Origin of the sequence: Peterkaempfera podocarpi (assembly GCF_042466665.1) — a bacterium.
Classification (GTDB): domain Bacteria; phylum Actinomycetota; class Actinomycetes; order Streptomycetales; family Streptomycetaceae; genus Peterkaempfera; species Peterkaempfera podocarpi.
In genome coordinates, this window is record NZ_CP162102.1 from 6,024,695 (window position 1) to 6,047,182 (window position 22,488).

Annotated in this window: 7 protein-coding genes, 1 pseudogene and 1 CRISPR repeat array (1 of these 9 running past the window's edge); of the genes and pseudogenes, 3 read left to right on the forward strand and 5 right to left on the reverse strand. The window is 66.9% G+C overall.

Annotated features, from left to right (window positions below):
• Positions 1-1,371: direct repeats of the CRISPR family, unit length 29 nt; unit sequence CGGATCACCCCCGCGCTGGCGGGGAGGAG (it extends 875 nt beyond the left edge of the window).
• Between the two features lie 478 nt (positions 1,372-1,849).
• Both AB0761_RS26500 and AB0761_RS26505 read right to left on the reverse strand, forming a co-directional pair.
• Positions 1,850-5,779: a hypothetical protein gene (locus AB0761_RS26500; RefSeq protein ID WP_377271637.1), complete on the reverse strand. Its 3,930-nt coding sequence runs from the start codon at positions 5,777-5,779 to the stop codon at positions 1,850-1,852.
• Positions 5,682-6,470, reverse strand: a complete 789-nt coding sequence (locus tag AB0761_RS26505) for a hypothetical protein (protein WP_377271638.1) — start codon at positions 6,468-6,470, stop codon at positions 5,682-5,684. Before AB0761_RS26505 ends, AB0761_RS26500 begins: the two co-directional genes overlap by 98 nt.
• 1,029 nt (positions 6,471-7,499) lie before the next feature.
• Between AB0761_RS26505 and AB0761_RS26510 the strand changes: the two genes are divergently transcribed.
• The gene (locus tag AB0761_RS26510; protein WP_377271639.1) at positions 7,500-14,258 is read left to right on the forward strand and encodes an RHS repeat-associated core domain-containing protein; all 6,759 of its coding nucleotides are present in this window, start codon (positions 7,500-7,502) and stop codon (positions 14,256-14,258) included.
• Between the two features lie 62 nt (positions 14,259-14,320).
• Here AB0761_RS26510 and AB0761_RS26515 read toward each other — a convergent pair whose 3' ends face one another.
• The 3 genes and pseudogenes from AB0761_RS26515 to AB0761_RS26525 form a co-directional block, all read right to left on the reverse strand.
• The gene (locus AB0761_RS26515) at positions 14,321-14,977 is read right to left on the reverse strand and encodes a hypothetical protein (RefSeq protein WP_377271640.1); all 657 of its coding nucleotides are present in this window, start codon (positions 14,975-14,977) and stop codon (positions 14,321-14,323) included.
• A gap of 248 nt (positions 14,978-15,225) precedes the next feature.
• Positions 15,226-15,670, reverse strand: a pseudogene (locus AB0761_RS26520) (integrase core domain-containing protein); the annotation flags it as partial.
• A 131-nt stretch (positions 15,671-15,801) separates the two neighbouring features.
• Entirely contained in the window at positions 15,802-18,609 is a 2,808-nt protein-coding gene (locus AB0761_RS26525) for an ADP-ribosylglycohydrolase family protein (protein ID WP_377271641.1), read from the reverse strand.
• Between the two features lie 2,909 nt (positions 18,610-21,518).
• Here AB0761_RS26525 and AB0761_RS26530 point away from each other — a divergent pair.
• Together AB0761_RS26530 and AB0761_RS26535 are read left to right on the forward strand one after the other, a co-directional pair.
• On the forward strand, positions 21,519-21,917 hold the full coding sequence (locus AB0761_RS26530) for a hypothetical protein (protein ID WP_377271642.1): 399 nt from the start codon (positions 21,519-21,521) through the stop codon (positions 21,915-21,917).
• Between the two features lie 64 nt (positions 21,918-21,981).
• Positions 21,982-22,212, forward strand: a complete 231-nt coding sequence (locus AB0761_RS26535) for a hypothetical protein (protein ID WP_377271643.1) — start codon at positions 21,982-21,984, stop codon at positions 22,210-22,212.
• Positions 22,213-22,488: the final 276 nt, after the last annotated feature.

The window sequence follows — 22,488 nt, forward strand, 5'->3', positions numbered from 1 at the left end:
GGGAGGAGAGCGCGGATTCTGCGGCGGACATGAAGGCAAGCGGATCACCCCCGCGCTGGCGGGGAGGAGGCTACCCGGCGCTTGAGCCCTAGTTGCTCACGCGGATCACCCCCGCGCTGGCGGGGAGGAGTCCGCGATCTGCCGCGCCCCGTCCGTCGCCGCCGGATCACCCCCGCGCTGGCGGGGAGGAGGCCCACGAGGCGCTCAAGGCCTCCGGCGACGGCGGATCACCCCCGCGCTGGCGGGGAGGAGGCGTTTCGTCATGTCTGGGCGATGAACGTTCCCGGATCACCCCCGCGCTGGCGGGGAGGAGTGCCTGCTGCTCCGCCCTTTCTGTGTGGGTGGCGGATCACCCCCGCGCTGGCGGGGAGGAGGCCGCCCGGGTGTGCTGCATCGCCGCATCGGCCGGATCACCCCCGCGCTGGCGGGGAGGAGACAGGGCGTCCTACCGCCTGTGGCAGCACAAGCGGATCACCCCCGCGCTGGCGGGGAGGAGCTGCCTACCTTGCCTACGGAGTCAAGATAACCAGGGATCACCCCCGCGCTGGCGGGGAGGACGCCGAGGAGCCCTGCCCCTACACGCTCATGTCCGGATCACCCCCGCGCTGGCGGGGAGGAGACCGACGGCTTCGAGGCCGGAGCCGGGGCGGGCGGATCACCCCCGCGCTGGCGGGGAGGAGTGCAGTCCGCAGACGGGGCAGGCCGGGGTGGTCGGATCACCCCCGCGCTGGTGGGGAGGAGAACGGCGTCCCGATGGCGCTCAACGCGTCCAACGGATCACCCCCGCGCTGGCGGGGAGGAGCCTGAGCAGCGCGCCACCATGCTGTGGGCCACCGGATCACCCCCGCGCTGGCGGGGAGGAGTGCAGTCCGCAGACGGGGCAGGCCGGGGTGGTCGGATCACCCCCGCGCTGGCGGGGAGGAGAGGTCATGCGTGGTCATCGGGCCAAGGATGGCCGGATCACCCCCGCGCTGGCGGGGAGGAGGCCGCGGACGGGCCGGGCACACCGAACGGGCTCATGAAGGCCGAGTTCTTCGACGGATCACCCCCGCGCTGGCGGGGAGGAGGATCTCGCTGTAGGGGCGGCGTTCCCGCCGGGCGGATCACCCCCGCGCTGGCGGGGAGGAGAACGCCGAGGAGGTCAAGGCCGCTATCGCGATCGGATCACCCCCGCGCTGGCGGGGAGGAGGGTGAGCTTGGAGTCCGCGGCGGTCTTGACGTCGGATCACCCCCGCGCTGGCGGGGAGGAGGCGTTCGCTGGCACCCGACCAGTTCGAATTCCGGATCACCCCCGCGCTGGCGGGGAGGAGGGCTACCGCGCCCTGGAGGCCGCATAGACCGACGGATCACCCCCGCGCTGGCGGGGAGGAGCTTTCTGACCTGGGGCTCAGAAGGTGCTTTGCGGAGCCTTGACTATCCGGACCGAGTGCGGCTTGGTCACGCAATCAGAATAGATGGCCACGGTCTCGTAGCAGTCCCCAGCAGGTAGATGGCACGGGTGCGAGCATCGCCGCAACGTGTCACCGGTCGACAAGACAGCGAGCCGGAGGTCCCTTCGCCAGCCTTGGCGAAGGGACCTCCGGCACCCGAAACGGGGGTGGAACACGCGCTGGACCGAGGCCGAGGCGGCTGTAGCGATGGTGATCAAGGAATCGGTTCGGCACCGTGCTGGGCTGTGAGCGACTAGACAGACAGCTCAGGCGAGTTGGCCGACCGCCCTACCGAAGGATCCGTGAAGGCCTCTTCGTCGACTGCCGCCTGCCCGCTCTTGCATCGCAAGCCGGTATCGCAGTCGCTCTGGTACAGGACGGGCTGCAGCCGAGCGCAACAGGCATGTCGCCCTCGTTCGTTACGGGTGTGTCCAACTCCGGATCAGGGGCGGGTGGCCCTTGGGGTGGATTTGGATGGAGTTGGGCTGGATGCGTACGTGGCCGCCGCTGGGGGCGGTGTCTGTGAGGTACTGCTGGGCGAGGTCCTGGTAGTAGGCGTCGTTGGGGGTACCGCTGGCCGACAGGTCGGTGGATTTGACGGTCTCGGAGGTGTCGTTGCCTGCGTCGGAAACCGCGGCGGCGAAGTCGATGACCCCGTCGGCGTTGCCGCCGAGGTAGAGGTCAGAGTCGGTTGCGCCGCTGAGGATGTAGCTGTTGACGGCCTTGCGTGCGTCTTCCTGGGCGGTGGTGTGGGTGGTGGTGAAGGGTGGGATGGTGGCGACGTACACCGTGAGCTTCGCCTCGAGGTTGTTGAGGGTGAGGTTGTAGTTGGTGGCGTCGTCGGTGTAGTACGAGCGGGCTTCGTTCGCGAGGGCGTTGAGCTCGTTCTCGACAGTGGTTGCGCAGGTGTGGCTGTCGGTATCTATACAGCTGAGGAGGTCGCTGGTGCCGGTGGAGAGAAGGATGGTGCGTACGTTGCTTTGCTCGAGGGCGCTGCGGTCCAAGGGGTTGCTTGCGTTCTGGGGGAGAGGCTCGTTGGTGATGGGCGGGAGGAGGTTGTTGGTCAGGCTTCCGCTGTTCGTGCCTTCGTTGAGGATGCCGTAGTGGAGGGTGCCGTCGCCGTTGGGGTCGGTGACGAGGGCATTGGCGATCTGGTCGCTGAGGTGGTGGGCACCGTCTGCGGTGGCGGTGTCGGCGTTGACGGTCTGGTCGCCGTACAGGACGACTGAGCCTGTGGTGTTCTGCGCTGAGGTGACGTCGATGCCCGTGAGGTAGGGCTGCGTGGTCATGGTGACCGTGTAGTTGGTCGCGGCGGTGTCACTGGTGTGGTCGCCGCTGCCCGACGGGGTGGCGTAAGAGGTGGTCTGGGCGGTCGCGTGTGCAGGCATCCTGGGGACTGCGCCGCTGAGCTGGATGCTGACCAGAAGGGTGGATTGTTCGGCGACGGCGAGGGTTACGGGGTCGCTGACAACGTCGCCGCCGGCTGGCAGGGTCACGCTTGTGTTGCCTGCGAAGGTCACGGGGCTGGGTGTTGCGGCTGCGGCGGCGCCGCCCGTCGCTGTGTCCTGGGGGGCGATGGAGACGTGGGGGAAGGTTACCGGGGTGGTTCCCAGGGCGTTCGACAGGCGGATGCGTACCTTCCCGTCGGTGTCGGTGCTGTTGCCGAGGCTTACGTGGACCGGCAGACGCAGGGTCTGGTTGGTCCAGGTCCCCATGTTGGTGTCCTGTTTGGCGGCGAATGTCCCGGTCCAAGACTGGGCCTTGCCTGTGCCGGCGACGTAGGAAGTGGGGCGGATGCCCAGCCCGAGGACGTGGAGTCCGCTTTGGCCGGTGTGGACGCCGTTGGACCACAGGGGGAGGGAAATGCTGGTCACGGTGTCGCCCGGGCAGGTGAGGGGGACGCTGAGCGCGAAGACCTTCGGAGTGGAAGTGGTCTGGGTGTTGTTGTTGTGGTTTTGGTGGCTCAGGGTGAGAGCTGCCTGGGTGCTTGGGCCTGTGATCCAGTCAGGGATGGTATCGAGGCTGTAGTCCTGGAAGGCCACGCACGAGCCGGGAGCGTAGGTGATGGTGCCCGAAGCCTCCATGCTGTCTTTGACGCTGCCGCCGTTGGTGATGAAGGCGAGGAACACCACGGCGTTGCCCTGGTTGACCACGCCGGTGGCGGGGACGGTGACGACCTGGCCGGAGGCCAGCATGTTGTCGTTGGTCCCGGTGCCGTACGTGGGCAGGGTGGCGGTGGCGCCGTCCACGGTGACGCTCTTGGTCCAGCCGGCCGCGGCGAGGTCGGTGGCTTCGATGCTCGCGCCTTCGCCGTCGGCGTTGGCTGTGCTAGTGGTGGTGCCGGGATAGGTGCTGGTGGCGATGTTGTTGAGACACGTCGTGGTGTTGTTGATGGCGCAGGTCGCGGCGGGTCCCAGGCGCAGGGTATCGATTCCTGCCTGGTAGCCGGTGGAGCTGGCGTTCTTGCCGACCAGGGCCAGGGTCAGGGTGTGTTTGCCCTGTGTGAGGATTTGTAGTGTGCCGCTCGTGTCCTTGGGGGCGCCGAGGTCGATGTACCGGGTGGTGACGATGGAGCTGTAGGCGTCGAAGTTGTCGATCAGCGTTGTGGCGTTCGACTGGCCGGCGTCGAGGGTGAGGCTGTAGGTCCCATAGTCCTTGGCGATGGTGAGGTTTGCGCCGATGTCCCAGGGGCCTGCGTGGGGGATGTCGAAAGTGAAGGTTGCCTTGTCTCCGATGGCGACGGATGTGCTGCCGTTGTTGGCGAGCATGCCCTGGTTGCCGTCGGCGAAGTAGTAGCCGTTGTAGTTGGGTTGAGAGATCAGGTGGCCACCGGTGCTGGTGGTGGTGGCTGCGGGGACAGTGGTGGTCGTGCCGTCGGTGTTGGTGGCGGTGTAGCCGCTGACCATCTTGTCGCCGTACGCGTAGGTGGGCGTGCTGGTGCCGGCGTAGAAGAGGTAGGTGGTCTGCGGCGAGGTGCTGCCTGCTTGGTCGACGGCCTTGGCGAAGACGCGGTGTGGTCCGGTCGTGCCGGGGGCGAAGACGGGGGCGGCGGAGCCGTTGAGGACCTCGGTGCCCGTCCCTGAACCGTTGTCAGCAGTCGCCCAGTAGACCTTGCCCGCTGTGATAGTCGTGGTGGTGGTCCAGGCCGTGCCGTGGTTGGCGGCGTAGGTGGTGTTGGCGAGGTCGCCGTCGAGGGAGAACAGGTAGCCCTTGACGTTGTTGGCGTGGTCGTTGCTGAGCGCGAACGTGCCCGAATCGTCGAACGCGCTGCCGATCTGCCCCGGGGGGAACTGGGTCGAGGTAATGCTGGGGGCATGCGGCGCGGTGGTGTCGACGGTAAAGGTCTGCGTGGCGGTGAAGGTCCCGGAGCTGCTCACCCACCATCCGGCGGAGTTCTGGGCGGTGGCCTTCCAGGTGTAGGTCCCGTCCGCCAGGGTTGGCGTGGTCCAGTCGCTGCCGTTGGTGTTGTAGCCGCTGGCCGGACCGTAGCCGCTGCCTACCTCCGTGCCGGAGGAGTTGTAGACGTGGTACAGGATGTGGACAGGCTCACTGCCCCCGTCGAGGTCCGGGTCGATGGCGCGCGCGGACAGCGTCGGGGTGTGCGTGGTGGTCAGGGTGCGTCCATTGTCGGCCACCGAGGGGTGGATCGCCGGGTCCCCGGTGCCGTCTTTGAGCTTGGGCCGGTAGGTGTAGGTGACCGACAGTGTCGCGCCGCCCTTGTAGGCCAGCTGCTTCCACTGGGTCGCATCGTTCATGTTGACCGACTCGACCTTGAATGTCGCGGTGCCCCAGTTGCCTGCGGCTGCAGAGGTAATGCGGCTGGTGACGTCGAAGTCGAGTTTGGGCGGGCTCACGTAGGAGCCGGAGCCGTCGGTGACCGGGCAGGTGCCGGCCTCGTGGCTCGAGGCAGTGTCGAGCTGCCCTGTCCGAGTGGTCGGCTCATGGCCCCAGTACAAGCCGGAGGAGTTCCAGCCGCTGGGGGCGTCCGTGCCATACACCGTGGCAGGTGTGTCCGAACATGATGCGGCGGACAACTGGGACACGTACAGGTCCGCCGAGATGATCGACGCACCCTTGATGCCGCTCGTGTTCATCTGATAATAAGTTCGGGCGCGTTCGCCGTTGCCTGGACTGTTGTTGTCCCAGCCCTCACGAGCATTCGTCGAGCCCGTGGTCGACGTGGAGTTGTAGACGTCCCACCCGTTGTCGGAGATCCGCGCCCAGTTCATCTGGGACGGGTTTCCGGTCCAGTCAGGATCGACATACACGGGATACCGGGTGCTCTTGGAGGTCAGCAGCGCCTTGTCCAGGCTGAGCTTCTGCTTGCCATGGCTGACCGTCACCTTCACCCGGGCCTGATGCGCCCACCTGCGCCGAGGCGGCATGCTCGGCCTGTGCGCTGCGCAGGGCGGCCGCCCTGGTGCGGCCGGCCGCGGGGGCGGACTGCATCGTCGTTGCGGAGGTGGTGCCGGTCGTGCTGCTGTCCCACATCGTGGCGGTGTCGCTGTGGAAGACGACCGCGCCGCTGGCGGTGTCCGTCGCCTGCGCGCCGCCATCGGGGGTGCTGGTGACGGTGACGTTCGTGGCCTGGGTGCCCAGGGTGAGGTTCTGCAGATCCGGGTTGTTCGCGGCCTCAGCCGTCTTCACCACCAGAATCGAGGAGTACCCGCTGGCGTCCGCGGTCAGTTGGAGATCCACCTGCGGGAAGACGTCCGCGTAGGTCGCGGTGTCACCCGAGACGGTGGGTGTGGGCAGGGTGGTGGGCCAGGTGAAGCCCAGGGCGTCGGCGCCGTCCCGCAAGGTGGCCATCACGTCGGTGCCGCCGCCGGAGAAGGAGACGGAGGTGGCGGCGGCCTTGGGAGCCAGGCTGCCGTCACCTTGTGCCTGCAGCGTCGTGTCGATGGACACCCAGGTGCCGTTCTGCTTCACCCGCTGGGGACTGGAGTCCACAGTGCGGGTGAGGGTGCCGTCGGGATTGGCGGTCACCACCGTCCCCGTGTCGGTCAGCGAGTCGACCGTCACGGGCTGCCCCGATGCCATTGCGGCGAGGATCGCGGATTGCACTGGAGTGTTGGCCGCTACCGCAGGCGCGAAAGCGGGCACTGCGTGCGCCGGGGTCGCCGCGCCCAGGACGCCGGCCGCCATCGCGGCGGCCAAGGTCGCGGCAGAAAGGCGCCTTGACCCGCGCGGGGGCGGCGCAGTCGCCGTTCGGCCCCTTCGTGCGGTCCCGCGGGATCCCTCAGGACCCTGACCGCGAGCGGATATGCGAGAGGTGAACATGGTGATGTCGGGATCCTTACGCAGGTGTCCGGCGGTCCCCCCTTGGGTCCCGCGCCGCTGTGCATTCTGTGCGGCGCGGCCACTGAGGTCCACGATCGATCCGGCAGCGAGGCGCTACGCGTGCGTACTTTTCTGCCGGATTCGCAGCACTTGTGATCACCTCGTTGGGATGACGTGAACATGATTTTGCCTTCCCTTGGATTTTCGAACCCAAGCAAGGCCCTAGCGTGATCACCCGCCGGGCTCGTAGATCGCCACGACGCGGCTGATGCATGCTCACGGCAGAGTTTGTGCTGCCTTGGGCGCGAATGGGGAGGGGATCGCGCCATGGTGCGCATCGCAGGCTGGAAGCTGCGCGGCAGATCGGCCGGCACCGTCCGGATCATCCGTCGTACAGCCCTGATGACGGTCAGCGCGCTAGTGGCAGGAAGTCTGCTGCCGGCAGGCGCGGCTACGGCGGCACCTCAGCCGACACGGCACGTGGCCCCGCCCGCCATCCCGCACGACAAGTCAATACCTTTCACACACGCGGTCCCCAAACCGTACGCGCCCGCGAAGAGCTTCAAGCACTTCACCCCCGCCGGCAAGGCATCCCTTCCCGGTCCGGGCAGCGCGACTGTCACCTTGCCCACCCCAACGCCGAACTCACCGCGCGCCACCGCTCGGACCGCCCCCGCAGCACAGGTCCGCGCCGGCGCCCTCCCGATCCTGCTCGGCCCCGGCACACCTGACTCCGCCAGGCCCAAAGCAGCGAGGAGCGCGGGTACCCCGGCGAAGGTACGCGTGACGATGGTGGATCAGAAGACCGCGCAAGCGGCCGGCGTCCACGGCGTGCTGTTCACCCTCCAGCGCCCCACTCCGGCCGCACCCGGTGGGAAAGTCGCGCTGCATGTGGACGACTCGTCCTTCCGCTACGCCTACGGCGGAGACTTCGCCTCCCGCCTGCACCTGGTCGAGCTCCCGGCCTGCGCCCTGACCACGCCCACGTTGCCCCGGTGCCAGACTCAGACGCCCGTGGAGACCGTCCCAGGGGCGCCGCTCTCCGCCCAGATTCCCCTGCCCGGTGCCCCCACCGCGACCAGCGGTTCATCCACCCCACAGGTTCGATCGGCCGCCACCTCACGCAGCGCGGTCGTCGTGATGGCGGCGACCTCCGGCACGGGCGGTTCGGCCGGCGACTATTCGGCGACCAGTCTGTCCCCCGGAGGCACCTGGGCCACCTCCGGGAACACCGGAGCGTTCACCTACAGCTACCCCATCACGGTGCCGCCCGCGATCGGCGGCGCCGCCCCCAAGGTCGACCTTTCCTACGACTCCGCCAGCCAGGATGCGAGGACGGAAGGCACCAACAATCAGTCCTCCTGGCTGGGCGACGGCTGGAGCTCGACGGAGAATTACATCGAGCGGAGCTACAAGTCCTGCGCGGACGACTCCTCGTCCGGGGCGCCGAAGAACGACGGGGACCAGTGCTGGGCCGGCCAGATCCTCACCCTCTCGCTCAACGGCACCTCCACGCAGATCGTCTACGACGACTCCACCAAGACCTTCCACCCGGTCCAGGACGACGCCACCACCAAGATCGAGAACCTGACGGGGGCCACCAACGGCACCTCCAACGGGGAGTACTTCAAGGTCACCGAGGGTGGCGTGCAGTACTTCTTCGGCCTCAACCGCCTTCCGGGATGGTCCAGCGGAAAGGATGAGACCAAGTCGGCGTGGACCGTGCCGGTCTACCACGCACACAGCGGCATCTCCTCCTGCCCGGACAGCACCGACTTCGCCGCCACCTCCTGCGTGCTGGGCTACCGCTTCAACCTGGACTACGCCGTCGACACCCACGGCAACGCCACCGCCTGGTACTACGCACCGGAGACGAACTACTACGGCGCCGACATGAAGGACACCGCGATCGGCTACACCCGAGGCGGATCCCTGTCGCGGATCGACTACGGCATGACCGCCTCCACCATCTATGCGGCCACCGCCCCCGAGCAGATCCTGTTCGACACCTCCCTCGAACGCTGCATCCCCGGGACCCCCTCGGGCAACACCTGCTCTGACAGTCAGTTCACGGCCGCGAACGCGGCGTACTGGCCGGACGTTCCAATCGACCTGTACTGCGCATCAGATTCCACCTGCACCAACCACGGGCCGAGCTTCTGGTCACGCACACGCCTGACCTCCATCACCACCCAGATCCAGGTCGGCGGGGCCACCAAGCAGGTCGACAAGTACACCTTCACCCAGTCCTTCCCCGACGGCGGCGACCACGCCCCGACCCTGTGGCTGGACTCGATCCAGCGCACCGGACTGGACACCCTCGGCGGTGCCTCGGGCAGCACTTCGACGCCGGCAGTGAGCTTCGATCCGCCGCTGCAGTTGCCCAACCGGGTCGGCACCATCCCGCAGATGCCGCTGATGTACCACGACCGCATCCAGACGGTCACCAGCGAGACCGGAGCGCAGACCACGGTGGCCTACGACCGGCCGGACTGCTCCAGCGCACCAGCGAGCGACCCCAACGACCCGTCGGACGCAGCGGCGCAGGGCTTCGCCTCAACGAACACCCTGTCGTGCTTCCCGGCCTACTGGACACCGACCGGGCAGCCAGCGCCCATGATGGACTGGTTCTACAAGTACAAGGTGGTCTCGGTCACCACGATCGACCTGCACAACTCCTACCAGGACGGCACCGAGCCCGAGCTGGTCACCAACTACGCCTACAAGGGCAACCCGGGCTGGCACTACGACGACAATGAGGTCGTCAAGGCCAAGAACCGCACCTGGGGCCAGTTCCGCGGCTACCCCGAGGTGGACACCACCACGGGTGACCCCAACGTGTTTCACTACACTAACGGGGCCGCGGTCTATGACCAGAAAACGCTGACGAAGACCTACTACTTCCTCGGCATGAACGGCGACACCCTGCCTGGCGGCAAGACCCGCTCCGTACCCGCGCTGGTCAGTCAAGACGGCACCACCGCGACCGTCGCCGACAACAACGCGCTGGCCGGTCAGGTCTTCGAGACCGACATCTACACCAGCGCCACCGGCAGCCTGGCCAAGGCCGCTGTCGCCGTCCCGACCATCATCGGCCCCACCGCCAGCCAGGCCCGCAGCGGTCTCCCCGCGCTCACCGCGCAGATGGTCCGCATCAGCAAGACCCTCGGTCGAGAGGCGGTCTCCTACGGCTGGCGGGCAACCGAGACGGACACCTTCTACAACACCAGCCTGGGCAAGTCGACCACCGGCATGCCTATCCAGGTAGATGACCGCGGAGAGACGGCCGACGCGGACAACATCGCCAAATGCACTTACACCCGCTACCTCACCGGAAGCACCGACACCCTGGTGCTGCCCGCCGAGGTCATCACCACTGCCCAAGACTGCACCAGCGCGGGAGCCACGCCCTCCGGCACGCTGATTTCCGACATCCGCTCCTCCTATGACCACAACACGTTCACCTACGATGCCGACAGCCAGCAGAACCCGGCGCTGCCGAAGATCGGCGACGTCACCCTCGTCCAGAAGGCATCGACCACCAGCGGAGCCACGGCAACCGGATTCGTCGACCAGGCGGGCACCACCTACGACGACTACGGCCGCGTAATCCTCGCGACGCGCACGCCGACGTCCACCGCCCCCAACGGCAGCAGCCTCGCCCAGAGCGTAGCCACCAGCTACACCCCCGCCACAGGGGCGCTGCCCACCAGTGTGATCACAGCCACCCAGGTCACCCCGGGCGCGACCTGCACCACCGGCAGCGCGTCCTCCAAGGACTGCCAGGTCACCACCACCACCCTCGACCCAGCCCGCCCTCTGCCTACCGCCACGACCGACGCAGCCAACCTGTCCACTTCACTCACTTACGACGCACTCGGCCGCCTGACAAAGGTGTGGCTCCCCAACGAGAGCAAGACCGGCGGCGCCCCCGCCAACATGACGTACAGCTACGCGCTGTCCCAGACCGGCCCCTCCGTCGTCGCCAGCAACACACTGCTGGACAACGGCAGCTACAAGACCAGCGAGACCCTCTACGACGCAATGCTGCGCACCCTGCAGATGCAGGCGACAGCCGAGAACAGCAGTACCACCGTCACGGACACCCAATACGACTCGCACGGCTGGACGGTCGCCACCAACAACGCCTACAACGTCCCCGGCAACCCAGGCAGCAGCCTGATCTCGGTCTCCCAGGTCTCCATCCCTGAAACCACCGTCACCGACCACGACGGCCTCGGCCGAGCCGCCCTCGTCACCGAGGAGCACGACGGCGTTAAGTCCTGGACGACGACCACCGCCTACGCGGGTGACAAGAGCACAATCCTCCCGCCCAAGGGCGGCGTGGCCACCACCACCGTCACCAACGCACGCGGCCAGACCACCGAACTCGACCAATACACAACCGCACCCACCCTCTCCGGCACCCCCGCCACCGGATTCACCGCAACCAGCGGTACCACCTCGCCCACCACCTACACCTACACCCCGGCCGGCCAGCAGACCCAGATCACAGGCCCCGACCAGACCGTGTGGAAGTCCGACTACGATCTGCTAGGCCGCAAGAAGTCCCAGACAGACCCGGACACGGGCAAGAGCCAGTACGGCTACGACGACGCCGGAAACCTCGTCTCAACCACCGACGCGCGCAACGTCGAACTCGACTACACCTACGACCTGCTCGGTCGAAAGCTCACCGGCACCGACAAGTCCAAATCCAACTTCAAGTTCGCCTCCTGGGACTACGACACACTGCGGATCGGCCTCCCGACCTCATCCACCCGCTACGTCCAGGGCACCACCGGCGGCTACACGGTCGCCACCACCGGTTACACCAGCCTGGGCAAGCCAACCGGCGCAACCATCACCCTGCCGACCACAGAGGCCCCACTACCCACCACGTGGACCACCACCTATGGCTACAGCACCAACGATCAACTCTTGGACACGCAGACCGAACCACGTACCCAAGGCTTGATCGGCGAGACCCTCAACTACGTGTATGACGCGCTCGGCAACCCGACAAAGACCAGCAGCAGCGCCAACATCTACGTCGACTCCACCGTCTACACCAACTACGGCGAACCGTCCCGGGTCACCATGGGGGCATCCACCAACCCCGCCTGGGCCACGTACACGTACGACGACCAGACTCGCCGTCTGAAGAACCGCGCGATCTCGCGCACTCAGGCGCCCGGCCCCAACGTTGACGACACCACGTACACCTACGACGCGGCCGGAAACCCCAACTCCATCACCGACCGGCAGACCGAAACCGGCAACACCCTCACCGACCAGCAGTGCTACAGCTACGACACCCTCGACCGGCTCACCTCCGCATGGACCGCCACCGACAACTGCGCCGCCAATCCCCCCACCACCAGCACCCTGGCCACCACAGCCGGCGCCTACTGGCAGACCTTCAGCTACGACGCCATAGGAGACCGCCACCAAAGCATCGACCACGCCATAGGCAGCACAGGTACAACCGTCACCACCGGCTACACCAACGGCTGCACCGGCACCTGCCCCAACGGCACCCAGCCCCACACCCTGACCGTCACCACCGGCGGCACCAAACCCACAGCGTTCGTCTACGACGCCGACGGCAACCTGCTCACCCGCACCCCCACCACCGGCGCAGGCCAGAAACTCACCTGGGACGACGAAGGACACCTGGCGCAGGTCGACACCACCGGCACCAGCCCCACCAGCACCAAGTACCTCTACGACGCCGACGGCAACCAGCTCATCCGCCGCGACCCCGGCCAGACCACCCTCTTCGCCGGCGACACCGAGATCGTCGTCAACACCAGCGTCACCCCCAACGTCCTTCTCGGCGCCGTCCGCACCTACACCCACGGCGGCAGCGGTGCACCCGTAGCCGTCCGCTCCAGCCTGTCCGGCGGCGGCCTGAAATACCTCTTCAACGACCCCCACGGCACCGCGACCCTCGCCATGGACGCCGCCACTCAGGTCGTCGCTCGCCAGCAGTACACCCCCTACGGACAACCCCGAACCAGCGCCAACACCACCACCTGGGCCGACCCCACTCACTCCTACCTCGGCCAACCCCAGGACACCACCACCGGCTACACCGACATCGGCGCCCGCAAATACGACCCCACCCTCGGCCGCTTCATCAGCCCCGACCCCGCCCTCGAGGTCGCCAGCCCGCAGCAACTCGGGGGATACACCTACGCTGCTGACAATCCCATCACCGGCAGCGACCCCACTGGTCTCATGGGCTGCCTGAGCCCTGACGAATGCGGAGGCGGCCCCCAAGTTGGTGTAAATCACCCGGAACCGAAGACCCCGACCTCAGGCGGTAACGGTGGAGGCCAATGCCTCAGTGCCTCCGGATACCCAGTCTCCTGCACGGGGGCGGTCGGCAGCGTGGGAGCGAACACTTCGTCCCAGCCAGTCCCTGTAACCGACGGCCAGCGCGCAGTGAACATCGCCGGCGGCCAAGCTGCTGGCATCGCGGACGGTCTCGATCGGATCAGTGATCTGGGCAATCCGTTCTGTTGGTTCGACTCAGACTTTTGCAGTTACGACCCGGGCACGACCGACAAATTCGCTGCGGCTCACGGCGCGGATACCAGCTCTGACGACTACCGTGTGGCAAAAAACAACGGAATGGCCGCTGCTCTCCTGGGCGCCGGCGGAAAAGTTTCAGCAGAAGACGGTGAGCCCCTACTAGGCGCTATCCCATGTAGCTTCACCCCCTCAACACGCGTTCTGATGGCTCACGGTAAGACCAAGCCCATCGGCCAAATCAAAAATGGCGATCAGGTCGAAGCCGCTGATCCTCATACGGGCAAGCACCAGGGCTCACGCACCGTGCTCGCCAGACTCGTACACCACGACAACGACCTCGTCGACCTGACCATCAGGACGAGCCCCCACCACATCAGCGCCCTCCACACGACCTCGAAGCACCCATTCTGGGACGACACGCTCCACGCCTGGGTCCCCGCCGGTCGCCTCAAGCCCGGCCACAACCTGGAGACGGCCAGCAACCACCACGCACGCGTTATCGCCGTCCGCGCCCGCCCCGGCGCCGCGGAGATGTACAACCTCAGCGTTGAGGAACTTCACACGTACTATGTGTTGGCAGGCGGGACGCCGGTCCTTGTCCACAATACAAACTTCTGCCACGAAGAGGGGCTTGCTGCAGCGAAGGCGGCTCGCGATGCCTTCGAAGAACCCGGCCCAACAAGCGGGGCGCTATGGCTTGAGGATGCCGATGACCCGATATCGCTGAGTTCCGGACAGCAAAACGTTCCCAATGGTTATGTGAGACCTCCTGGCGTTGCATCTGGATTCGCAACTCACGTTGAGCCTCAAGCCATATCCATAATGAAGCGGGCCCGAGCGATGCGCGCGGACCTCTATCTCGATCTTCAGGGGAATACTCAGCAAATCTGCGACGCATGCTGGAAGAGGATCCCGCAAATGTTGGACCCTGGTGCGGAGTTGAGAGTAACCTATCGAATGCCTGGAGGGGGTATCAAAACAACCATATTTACAGGTGCCGCTCGCTGACTGATGGCTGTGTCCCGGCGGAAACCGCCGGGACACAGTTGTAGAAACTTTAGATGAGAGATCTAGGTAAAGTAAGGCTTCACCCAAGAGATGTTTGACAAGTCATCCAGGTAGGCGAGGGCCTCGCATGTAGTGGCCCCGATCTGGACCTCGCTGTATCCGAGTCGCTCGGCCCATGGTGTCTGCCTTCCCGTAGACGGGCCGACGTCCGCGACCAATCCTTCGCCGAGAAAGATTCGAAATCCTGGGTGAGGCCAATTCCATCCGCTAAAGGAAACTTCCTCCATCGGGGCCAAGACGCGTGGGAGAATGGCATCTGGAACCTCGTCGCAGAATCTCCAATGGGTGGCAGTGAACGCCGTTTCCTGTAGAGCGTTATGGATGAGGAATTCAGATAGAGACTCGGCTGATTCCATCCACTCTCCGTAGAGCTTCCCTTCCAATACAATTGACGGATCGTCTGCCGAGAAGGCCCAGATTCCGCCGCCGTCCTCCGACATGAACGTGGCTTTGCGGTCCACGATGCTGATGTCTTGCGGGGGAGTCATACTCTTGATTGCTGTGAGATTGGCATCCCACTGCGAGGAGTTCTCATGCCATTCTCTTAGAGGTTTGGGGAGCCAAGCGCACGAGTCTGGCAAGGGTGTTGGCGAATCGGTGGGCTGACCGTGCCAGTAGCTCCAGAATCGGTTCAGGTCGATGGTGGCGGGATCAATCATGGTGCAATTATGCCATGCATAGTGTTTGTGCGGCCATGCGGATCGACCCAGATCCTCGGCTGCGAGCTGGAGATCGTTCGCATTAACTCCGGGCAGCGCGGCTTCAGGTCCACCCCAAGAGGTGGGCGAACGAGCGGACCATTTCCTGGCTGACCGCCCACCGGCGGCTGGCCCGCGACTACGAGCATCATCCTGCCCATGCCGATACCGTGATCCGCTGGGCCTTGATCGGCGCCATGACGCATCGGCTAACTGTTCTGACCCGAGAGGTTGGGGACACGGTTGGCGGGTGGGCGTCCGTTTAGGGCGGTGTGTCCGCGGTGGTGATTGTAGGTGTGCAGCCAGCCGGGAAACGAGTCTCGGCTTCGTGCTCCAACCGGTAGGGGCGGGCAAAGGCCCATTCGTCGAGCAGGGTGTGGGTGAAGCGTTCGACCTTGCCGTTCGTCTGGGGGCGGTAGGGACGGGTGCGCTTGTGGGCTATACCCGCTGCGGCAAGTACGTTTCCCCAGTCGTGCGAGCGGTAGCACGCGCCGTTGTCGGTCAGGACGCGTTCGACGGTGATCCGGCCTGGTGGAACAAGGCCTGGGCCCGGGTCCAGAAGGCGGTGGCGGTTTCCTTGCGTTCGTCGGGGAGGATCTCGCTGTAGGCGAGGCGAGAGTGGTCGTCCATGGCGCTGTGCAGGTAGCTGTAGCCGGCGCGGTTGCTGTTCTTCCCCCTGGAGAAGGGCATCACCGATGCGCATACCTCGGCCCACGCCGGCCACCGAGACCGATGAGTGGGCAATCGGTGACGTGATCGATGTCCTCGCGAGGGGAGCAGTCGGGTCACCAGCCGGGGTAGCGGTCCCGCCAGTGGGAGTCCCAGCCTGGGGTGTATTCGGTGCCGCCTGGTCGTTCGGCCAACTGTGCGACGAGGTCGCGGGCCAGGGTGTCGAGGACCCAGGCCAGTTCGTGGCGGCTCACCAGATCGACGGGCAGCGCGTCGGCGCCGTGGGCTGCTCCGAGCAGCGCGCCGGTCACGCAGGCGACCGAGTCGCCGTCCGGCGCCCCGGCGGCGAAGCGCAATGCGGCACCGAAGTCGCGGCCGGGGAAGGACGCGGCGGCGTAGAGGCCGCCGAGCAGTGCCGAGGGCGCGGTGGCGTCCGGTGCGAGTCGGGCGAGCCGCCCGTGATCCGCGGGTTGGTCGTCGGCCTGCCGAAGTGCAGTGGCGAGCCGGTCGTGCTCGTCTGCGGTCAGGCCGCGGTCGGTATCACGAAGGGCCTGGATGCCGCCCGTCAAGGCGTGCCGCACCTGTGATTGCTTGCCGGACTGAGGGTCCTGCAGCTCGGGAGTGCTGGTCAGGCAGTGGGCGACCAGCACGGCGGCGTGGGCTGCTGCGGACTGCGCGGCCGTGTCGCCGTGGGTGAGGGCGGCGATCTCGCGGGCCCACCGGACTGTTTGGTCCGAGCCGTGTGCCGCTGCGACCACGGCGACAGGAAGGGTGCGGGTGAGGGCGTGGCAGCCGCGGCTGGTCGTCGTCGGCCTCTCCACGGTGCCCTGCTCGCCCTTGGACAGGGCGGCCACGGTTGCCGGTGCGGAACCGCGCCGTTCGGACAGCACGGGGACCTGGGCGAGCCATCCGTCCGGCCACACCTTGTCGGTGCTGCCCCCGGCCCAGCGGCGCCGCATCCGTTCGGCCTCGATCCCCTGCAGGGCGGCCCACCGGCAGTAGGCGTGCCACACTACCGACGGCGGATGGCAGATGCCCTTGTGGTCGCCGCGGACCAATGCGCGGATCGTCCCCTCGGCGGTGAAGCAGGCCAGCTGGGTATTGACTCCGGCCTGCAGCGGGCCGCCGGCTGGCAGCTTGCCCCGGGCGGCGCCCAGCGTGTCCCCCAGCGCCAGGCCGAGCAGCATCCCGCGCACCCGCGACGCCGCCCCTTTGCCCTTGAGGAACTCCCTCTCCTGCTCCGCATCACCGCCCAGCTCCGGTTCCTCCAGCAGCTGCTCGGCACTAACATTGTCCAGTCGGCCGACCTTGCTGAGCTGCCCGAGCTTGCCGACCCTCAGCGGATCCACCTGTCCTGCTTCCCGGTCGGCTTTGGCCGTCTCCCGGCTGCCCGACGAGGTACCGCCGAGGGTGTCCTGGGCGGTGAGCTCGTGCACTGCCTCGTGCATCTCGGGATGCGCGTGGAGCTGCCAGCCACCGGTCAGCACCCCGCGTAGGTCGTGAAGGGCGGTCTTGGAGTCGGTGCCGGTGGCCAGGTGGCTGTAGAGGGCGGCAACGGCCGGGGTACGGCTCTGGCCGGCCGCGCAGTGCAGCAGGACCCGCTTGCCGGCGCGGCGCAGACGCAGCACCTCGCGGGCGGCCTGGTCCAGGACGAAGTGAAGGTTGGCGTTGTCCCCCTGGCGGTCCACCAGCCAGACACGGACGTGCTCGACGTCGGCGCCGGGCAGGATCGGGCCGGTACCGACCCGGCACAGCGACACCACGGCGTCTACGGCCACCGGCTCGGTGCCCCGCGTCAGGGCCAGGTTGCCGAGTATCAGCCCGGGGTCGTGCGGGTGAGGTATGGCGAAGCTGCTGCTGTGGGACGCGGCAGCCAGGCGCGGTGCCGAGGGCCAGCCGGCCGCATCGTCGCTCCCGCCGCGGGCGGTGAGTACCGCCAGCCGGATCAGGTCGGCCCCGGAATGGCCGGGCCAGCCGTGGACGGCCTGCTGCCAGGCCAGCGGGATGCCGGAGCATCCCCAGCGCGCGCCGAGCAGGGTGCCGGCGATCGCCGCGACCGTATCCGTGTCCTTCCCTGCCCGCACCGCCGCCTCCAATGCACGGCGCAGGTGCTGAGCAGGAAAACTGTCCTGGGCGGGGACCAGCTCGGGAACGGCGGTGCGGGTGATCGCCGACCAGGCTGCCTGGAGCGCGTGGACAACCCAGCCGTTGTTGGCGAAGTGATGCGGAGGGGTGGCCTCCGCCTCGTCCAGTCGCCGCGCCCAGACGCCTCGGCGCTCCGCGGGGAGGAGGTCCAGTCCGGCGCGGACGCCATCGAACGTGCCGTGAAGCACCGCAGTGCGGATGCCGGAGCACCACAGCACGCAGGCGTCGGCGCAGTCGGCATCCGGGTGGGTCAGCGCGCTGACGGCAATAGCGGCCTCGGCCATCGCCGCGGGGTCGCCCAGATGCGTCAGGGCGACGATCCCGGTGCGCATCAGCGAGCCGTTGCCGGCGGCTTGATCGTTGTCAGCAGTGAAGCGGCGCGCGGCGTCGATCAGTGCCGCACCCGGCGCTCCAGCGGCGCGGCGGGCGGCATCCAGGACGGAACGGGTCTGCGAACCGACGTCAGTAGCGCCGTCGCTCAGCCATCGATGAAAGTTAGCGGCGATCACGTCGAGGGACTCGGCAGTGCGCAGGTCCGCTCCGGTGGCCGCGACCTGGGCGATGCACACCTGCATCTGGGTGTCGTCGGAGTACTCTCCGGGCTCGTACGGCCCCAGGCCGCCACCGATCATCTGCGGCTGCTGGTCCTCGCGAAGCCTTGGCTGGAACTCGTAAGGCACGCCCAAAGCGTCGCCCACGGCCGCGCCGAGCAGTACGCCGGCGGCCCGGTCGATGGCCCGTACGTCCAAGTGAGACTGCGGGGTGAGGGCGTGGGCCATGGTGTCTCCCGTGGTGCGGCCGGCGCTGTGAACGCGAGCCGAGCAGGTGGTGCGCGGGCAGCGATCCCAAGCGTCAGCAGTCGGGGACGTGCAACCGCGACGGAAGGCCGACCAAATCGATTCCGTGGCAGCCTGACGCCGCGCCAGCTTGGCATGGCACGCCACTTATCGTCAATGAGACAATAGGAGGGGTCGGACTGCATGGCCGCGACCAGCACCGCTGCGCCGCCGCCGACCCTGACCGGGCCTGCGAGTCCATCCGCCCCATGGCCAGCCCGAGAAGGGGGTGCCCTGCCCGCGCAGCTGCGGCTGCACCGGGCAGCTGGAGATCCGGCTTAGCGTCCTGTATTGACTGATACTCCAGCTCCGTCCGAGCCGTTAAGCCTGTACCCAGGCGGCCATGGACGGGCGGTGGGGCCTTCGTGGACTCCAAGAGATCAACGGTGCTCACCGGTTCGTGGGCGTGCCGTCGCCTCGGCCGGGCCGTAGACCTTCATTCGGATAGGTCGTCAGGGGTGCCCATGGGAACGTCATGGGAACGGAAGGACGAAGAAGGGTGGTGAATGTTCGAGCAAGGAGGGTATCTGCGCCTCCCGTTCCAACCCATCTGAGCTGCGAGGACGGTCATCATCGAGCAAGACCGAGAATGATCACCAAAGTGTTGGTCACTCTTACAAAGCAGGGTCGGCGGTTCGAAACCGTCTGCGCCCACCCTCTGAACTGCGGTTTTGCCATGCGCGGGTCCGGGTTGGCCTGTTTTCCATGGCAAATGGGAACGTGATGGGAACGAAAACTGACGTTCTGTCAGTACGTGTGCGTAGATTCTGGAGCTTCGACTGGTCCGGGTGAGGCGCTCGGGCCGGGTGCGGGATTACTGCTGTCTGGTCGGTGTGCCGCCTGGTGCGAAGGCGCCTGCGGCTGCGGAGGTCAGCGCGCGTGCGGTGAACAAGGTGGGGTGGCTGCCCGGTGCGTCGGCCATGGCTGTCCCGGCGAACGGGCCAGCGCCGGCTGCAGCGGTGGGCTGCGGCGGATGGTGGAGAGTCGGTCGTAGCGGGCCACACCCAGCGGGGAGAGGCCAGCCTGCCTGGCCGCAGGGCGGGAGTGAGAGGATCCGTCGGAGAACGAGAGGGGTCAGCGTGGACTTGGCACCCCCCACATGGGGGCGCGTGGCGAACAGCAGCTTGGGACTGCTTCCGGCTGCCGGCAGCATCCTCTACGGGGCTCAGGCCAACGCTGTGTACCCGCGTCTCGCGGCCGGCCTGGCCCTGCTTGCCTCTGCGGTCATTGCTGTCCGGGGGTACCGCCTTGGCGCTGTATGTCGCAACACCGAGTTGACCGTCCGCGGCTACCTGTTCACGCGAGCCATTCCTCGGGCTGGGATCATAGAGATCACGGACTTCCCTGCAGTGCGTTGGACAGATGCGAGCGGGCGCCCGCGTTGGTCACCCCTGTGGTTCCTCAACGCTGGTCCACACGAGACCCCCGGGATGAGGGCGTCCAAGAGCCGTGACATCGCCAGGCTGCGGCGCTGGGTACTACCCCGCAACCGTCGGCGGACGTCCTCCCGGTAGACGGGTTTCGCAGCGATTTGCGACGCCCACGTGCACCCAAGGGACACGGATATGGGGAAGACCCGGGTCGGCATGGTCATGGTGCTCGCATCGCAAATGATCTTGTACGGCTACTTTTTGGTGCGCTTCGGCCGTGCTGCAGTAGGACCTGTCGTGGTCCTGGGCATGCTCACCATGGGGGCCTCCGCCGCAGGCTTCGCTGGCGGAAGGCGCCCGCGGAAGGACCAGCCGAGGGCCGCCGATCGGTGGTAGACACACTTCGGCGCAAGTATCTACGGCGCTGGATGCATAGCGCGGTTCCCGGAGAGCAGATTGAGTTCCGCGACGGATGACTCTTGAAGGGGGCTGTGGCGACGGGACATCGGGAGCATGGTGATCCAATGACTTCCTGGCTGTGTGCGCGGAGCGCATGGGTTCTCGTACTGCTCTTGTGGGCCATCGCACTGGGGGCCTCTTTGATCGGTATCGCACTCACCCGGGCGCTCCTGGAGAGCCACCCGCCAACGTCTTTCACGTCGTACTTGCCCATGACGGCAGGCGGTACCTTTTTCGTCGCAGTCGTCGGTGCCGGGGGCATGCGGCGGCAGCGGCAGGAGGGTCGATGAGTCGAGCTGGTTGCTGTACGGCAAGCCGTGAGCCTCCAGGCCGACGAACTCCGCAGCTTCCAGTTCGTGCCCGTCGAGTCCATCCCCGAGCGCACCATTCCCTGCCTGGCCCGCCGCATCACCGCGGCCGCTCACGCCCGAGCCGGACAGGCCCAAGCTCCACCTGGACGCCATGAGCCACGCCCGCTCCACGGTGTGTGTGGGTCGACGGCGGACGGGATGGGAGCTGGGGTGAGTGGTGGGAGAACCGGGCCGGTGGCAGGGTCAGCCGAGCAGGGGCATGATCCGCTCATGCGCATACGACGAGAGGTCCGCTGGGCCTTGTGGGGGCTGTGGCTTGCGTGTCTGGTGTTCTCCGTCTGGTTCTTCGCGGAGGTGGTCACACTCTTCCTGCAGGCCGAGTCCTGGTGACGCGGGCGTGGTGGTGGACGGTTCCGGTGTCAGTCGAGCGGCCACCCGCACCGGCAAGGCGGCTGCTGACGTCAGAGGGCATCGTGCCCTTGGCGTGCCCGCTCGAGAGGCACGCCAGGGGGAACCACGGGAACACCGGGCAGTGTCCCGCGGACGAGCAGGTGAGCGGTACCGCACGTCAGACGAGATCCACGTACGCGGTCTTCCAAACTGGTGCGGCGCGGCCGTTAGAATCGACCCATGACGTCACATCAGGCGGATGCCGCGTAGATCCCCGCGCAAGCTCAGGGCCACTTCACTCCATGGGCAATACGACGGTGGGGTGAGCACTCTGCTCATCAGCACGTGCCCCGGGCAGCCAGTGTGTTCCGCCGTTCACACGTACCTCTTCGTCGATGGCCTCGACGTGGTCGCGCGCAGTGACAGCAGAATGGCCGGCCTCGATCCAAGGCGGCTACTCCGCCCAGGCGGACCGCTCTATCTGACGGATATGCCATGCAAAGTGGATGTGGCAACTCAGGAGCAGCCCGAGCCGGGGCCGGACAGGCTGACCATCCGGATCCGGCTCCGGGGCGAGACGGTCATCTGGACCGACCTGATGTATACGGGCCTCGATGGAAGGCCCATCGAGGAGGTTCGCTTCCACCTGAACCAGTACCTGGGCGAGGTCGAGCGGGCCTATGCGGCGTTGAAAGACCAGCCCGGATCGTCAGCGAGCTGAGATCACCCTCGGGTGGCAGACGCACAGCTACCCGCGGGGGTGGACCCTTCAGCAGATTCGCGACGTGTCCGGGGATCGAGACGCTGTCGTCCTGGACCCAAACCGAGCAGTGAAGTGGGTCGCCTCCGACGCCCACAAGGCACTGCACCCGGAGATCGTTCTCGGGTTCCACGACCTGTGCATCGTGAAGCCTGTCAATGACGACGACTGGTACATCGGCAGCTTGTACGACGACGGCAGCATCGACTGTTGGACAGCCTACGACGATCTCTATGAGGCGCTACGCGGCCTGTAGCGGGATGCTGGCTGAGTGTCTAACTGCGCCACAACGGACCCGAACTTAGACGGACAACCACGGACTCCCATGGACGGTGAGCGCCGGTCACAGCGGGTGCACTTGCAGGTCACACGACCGTTCGCATTGCTTCGGGACGAAGAGGCCCGCGCGGTAGGGTGCGGAGCGACGGGGCGGAACCTCCTTGGGGGAGCGCATGGGAGACCTGATCTGGGAACTGCTGATACGGCCGGTAGCCGATCTGTTCTTCGACGTAACCGCCGGCCCCTCGGTGGA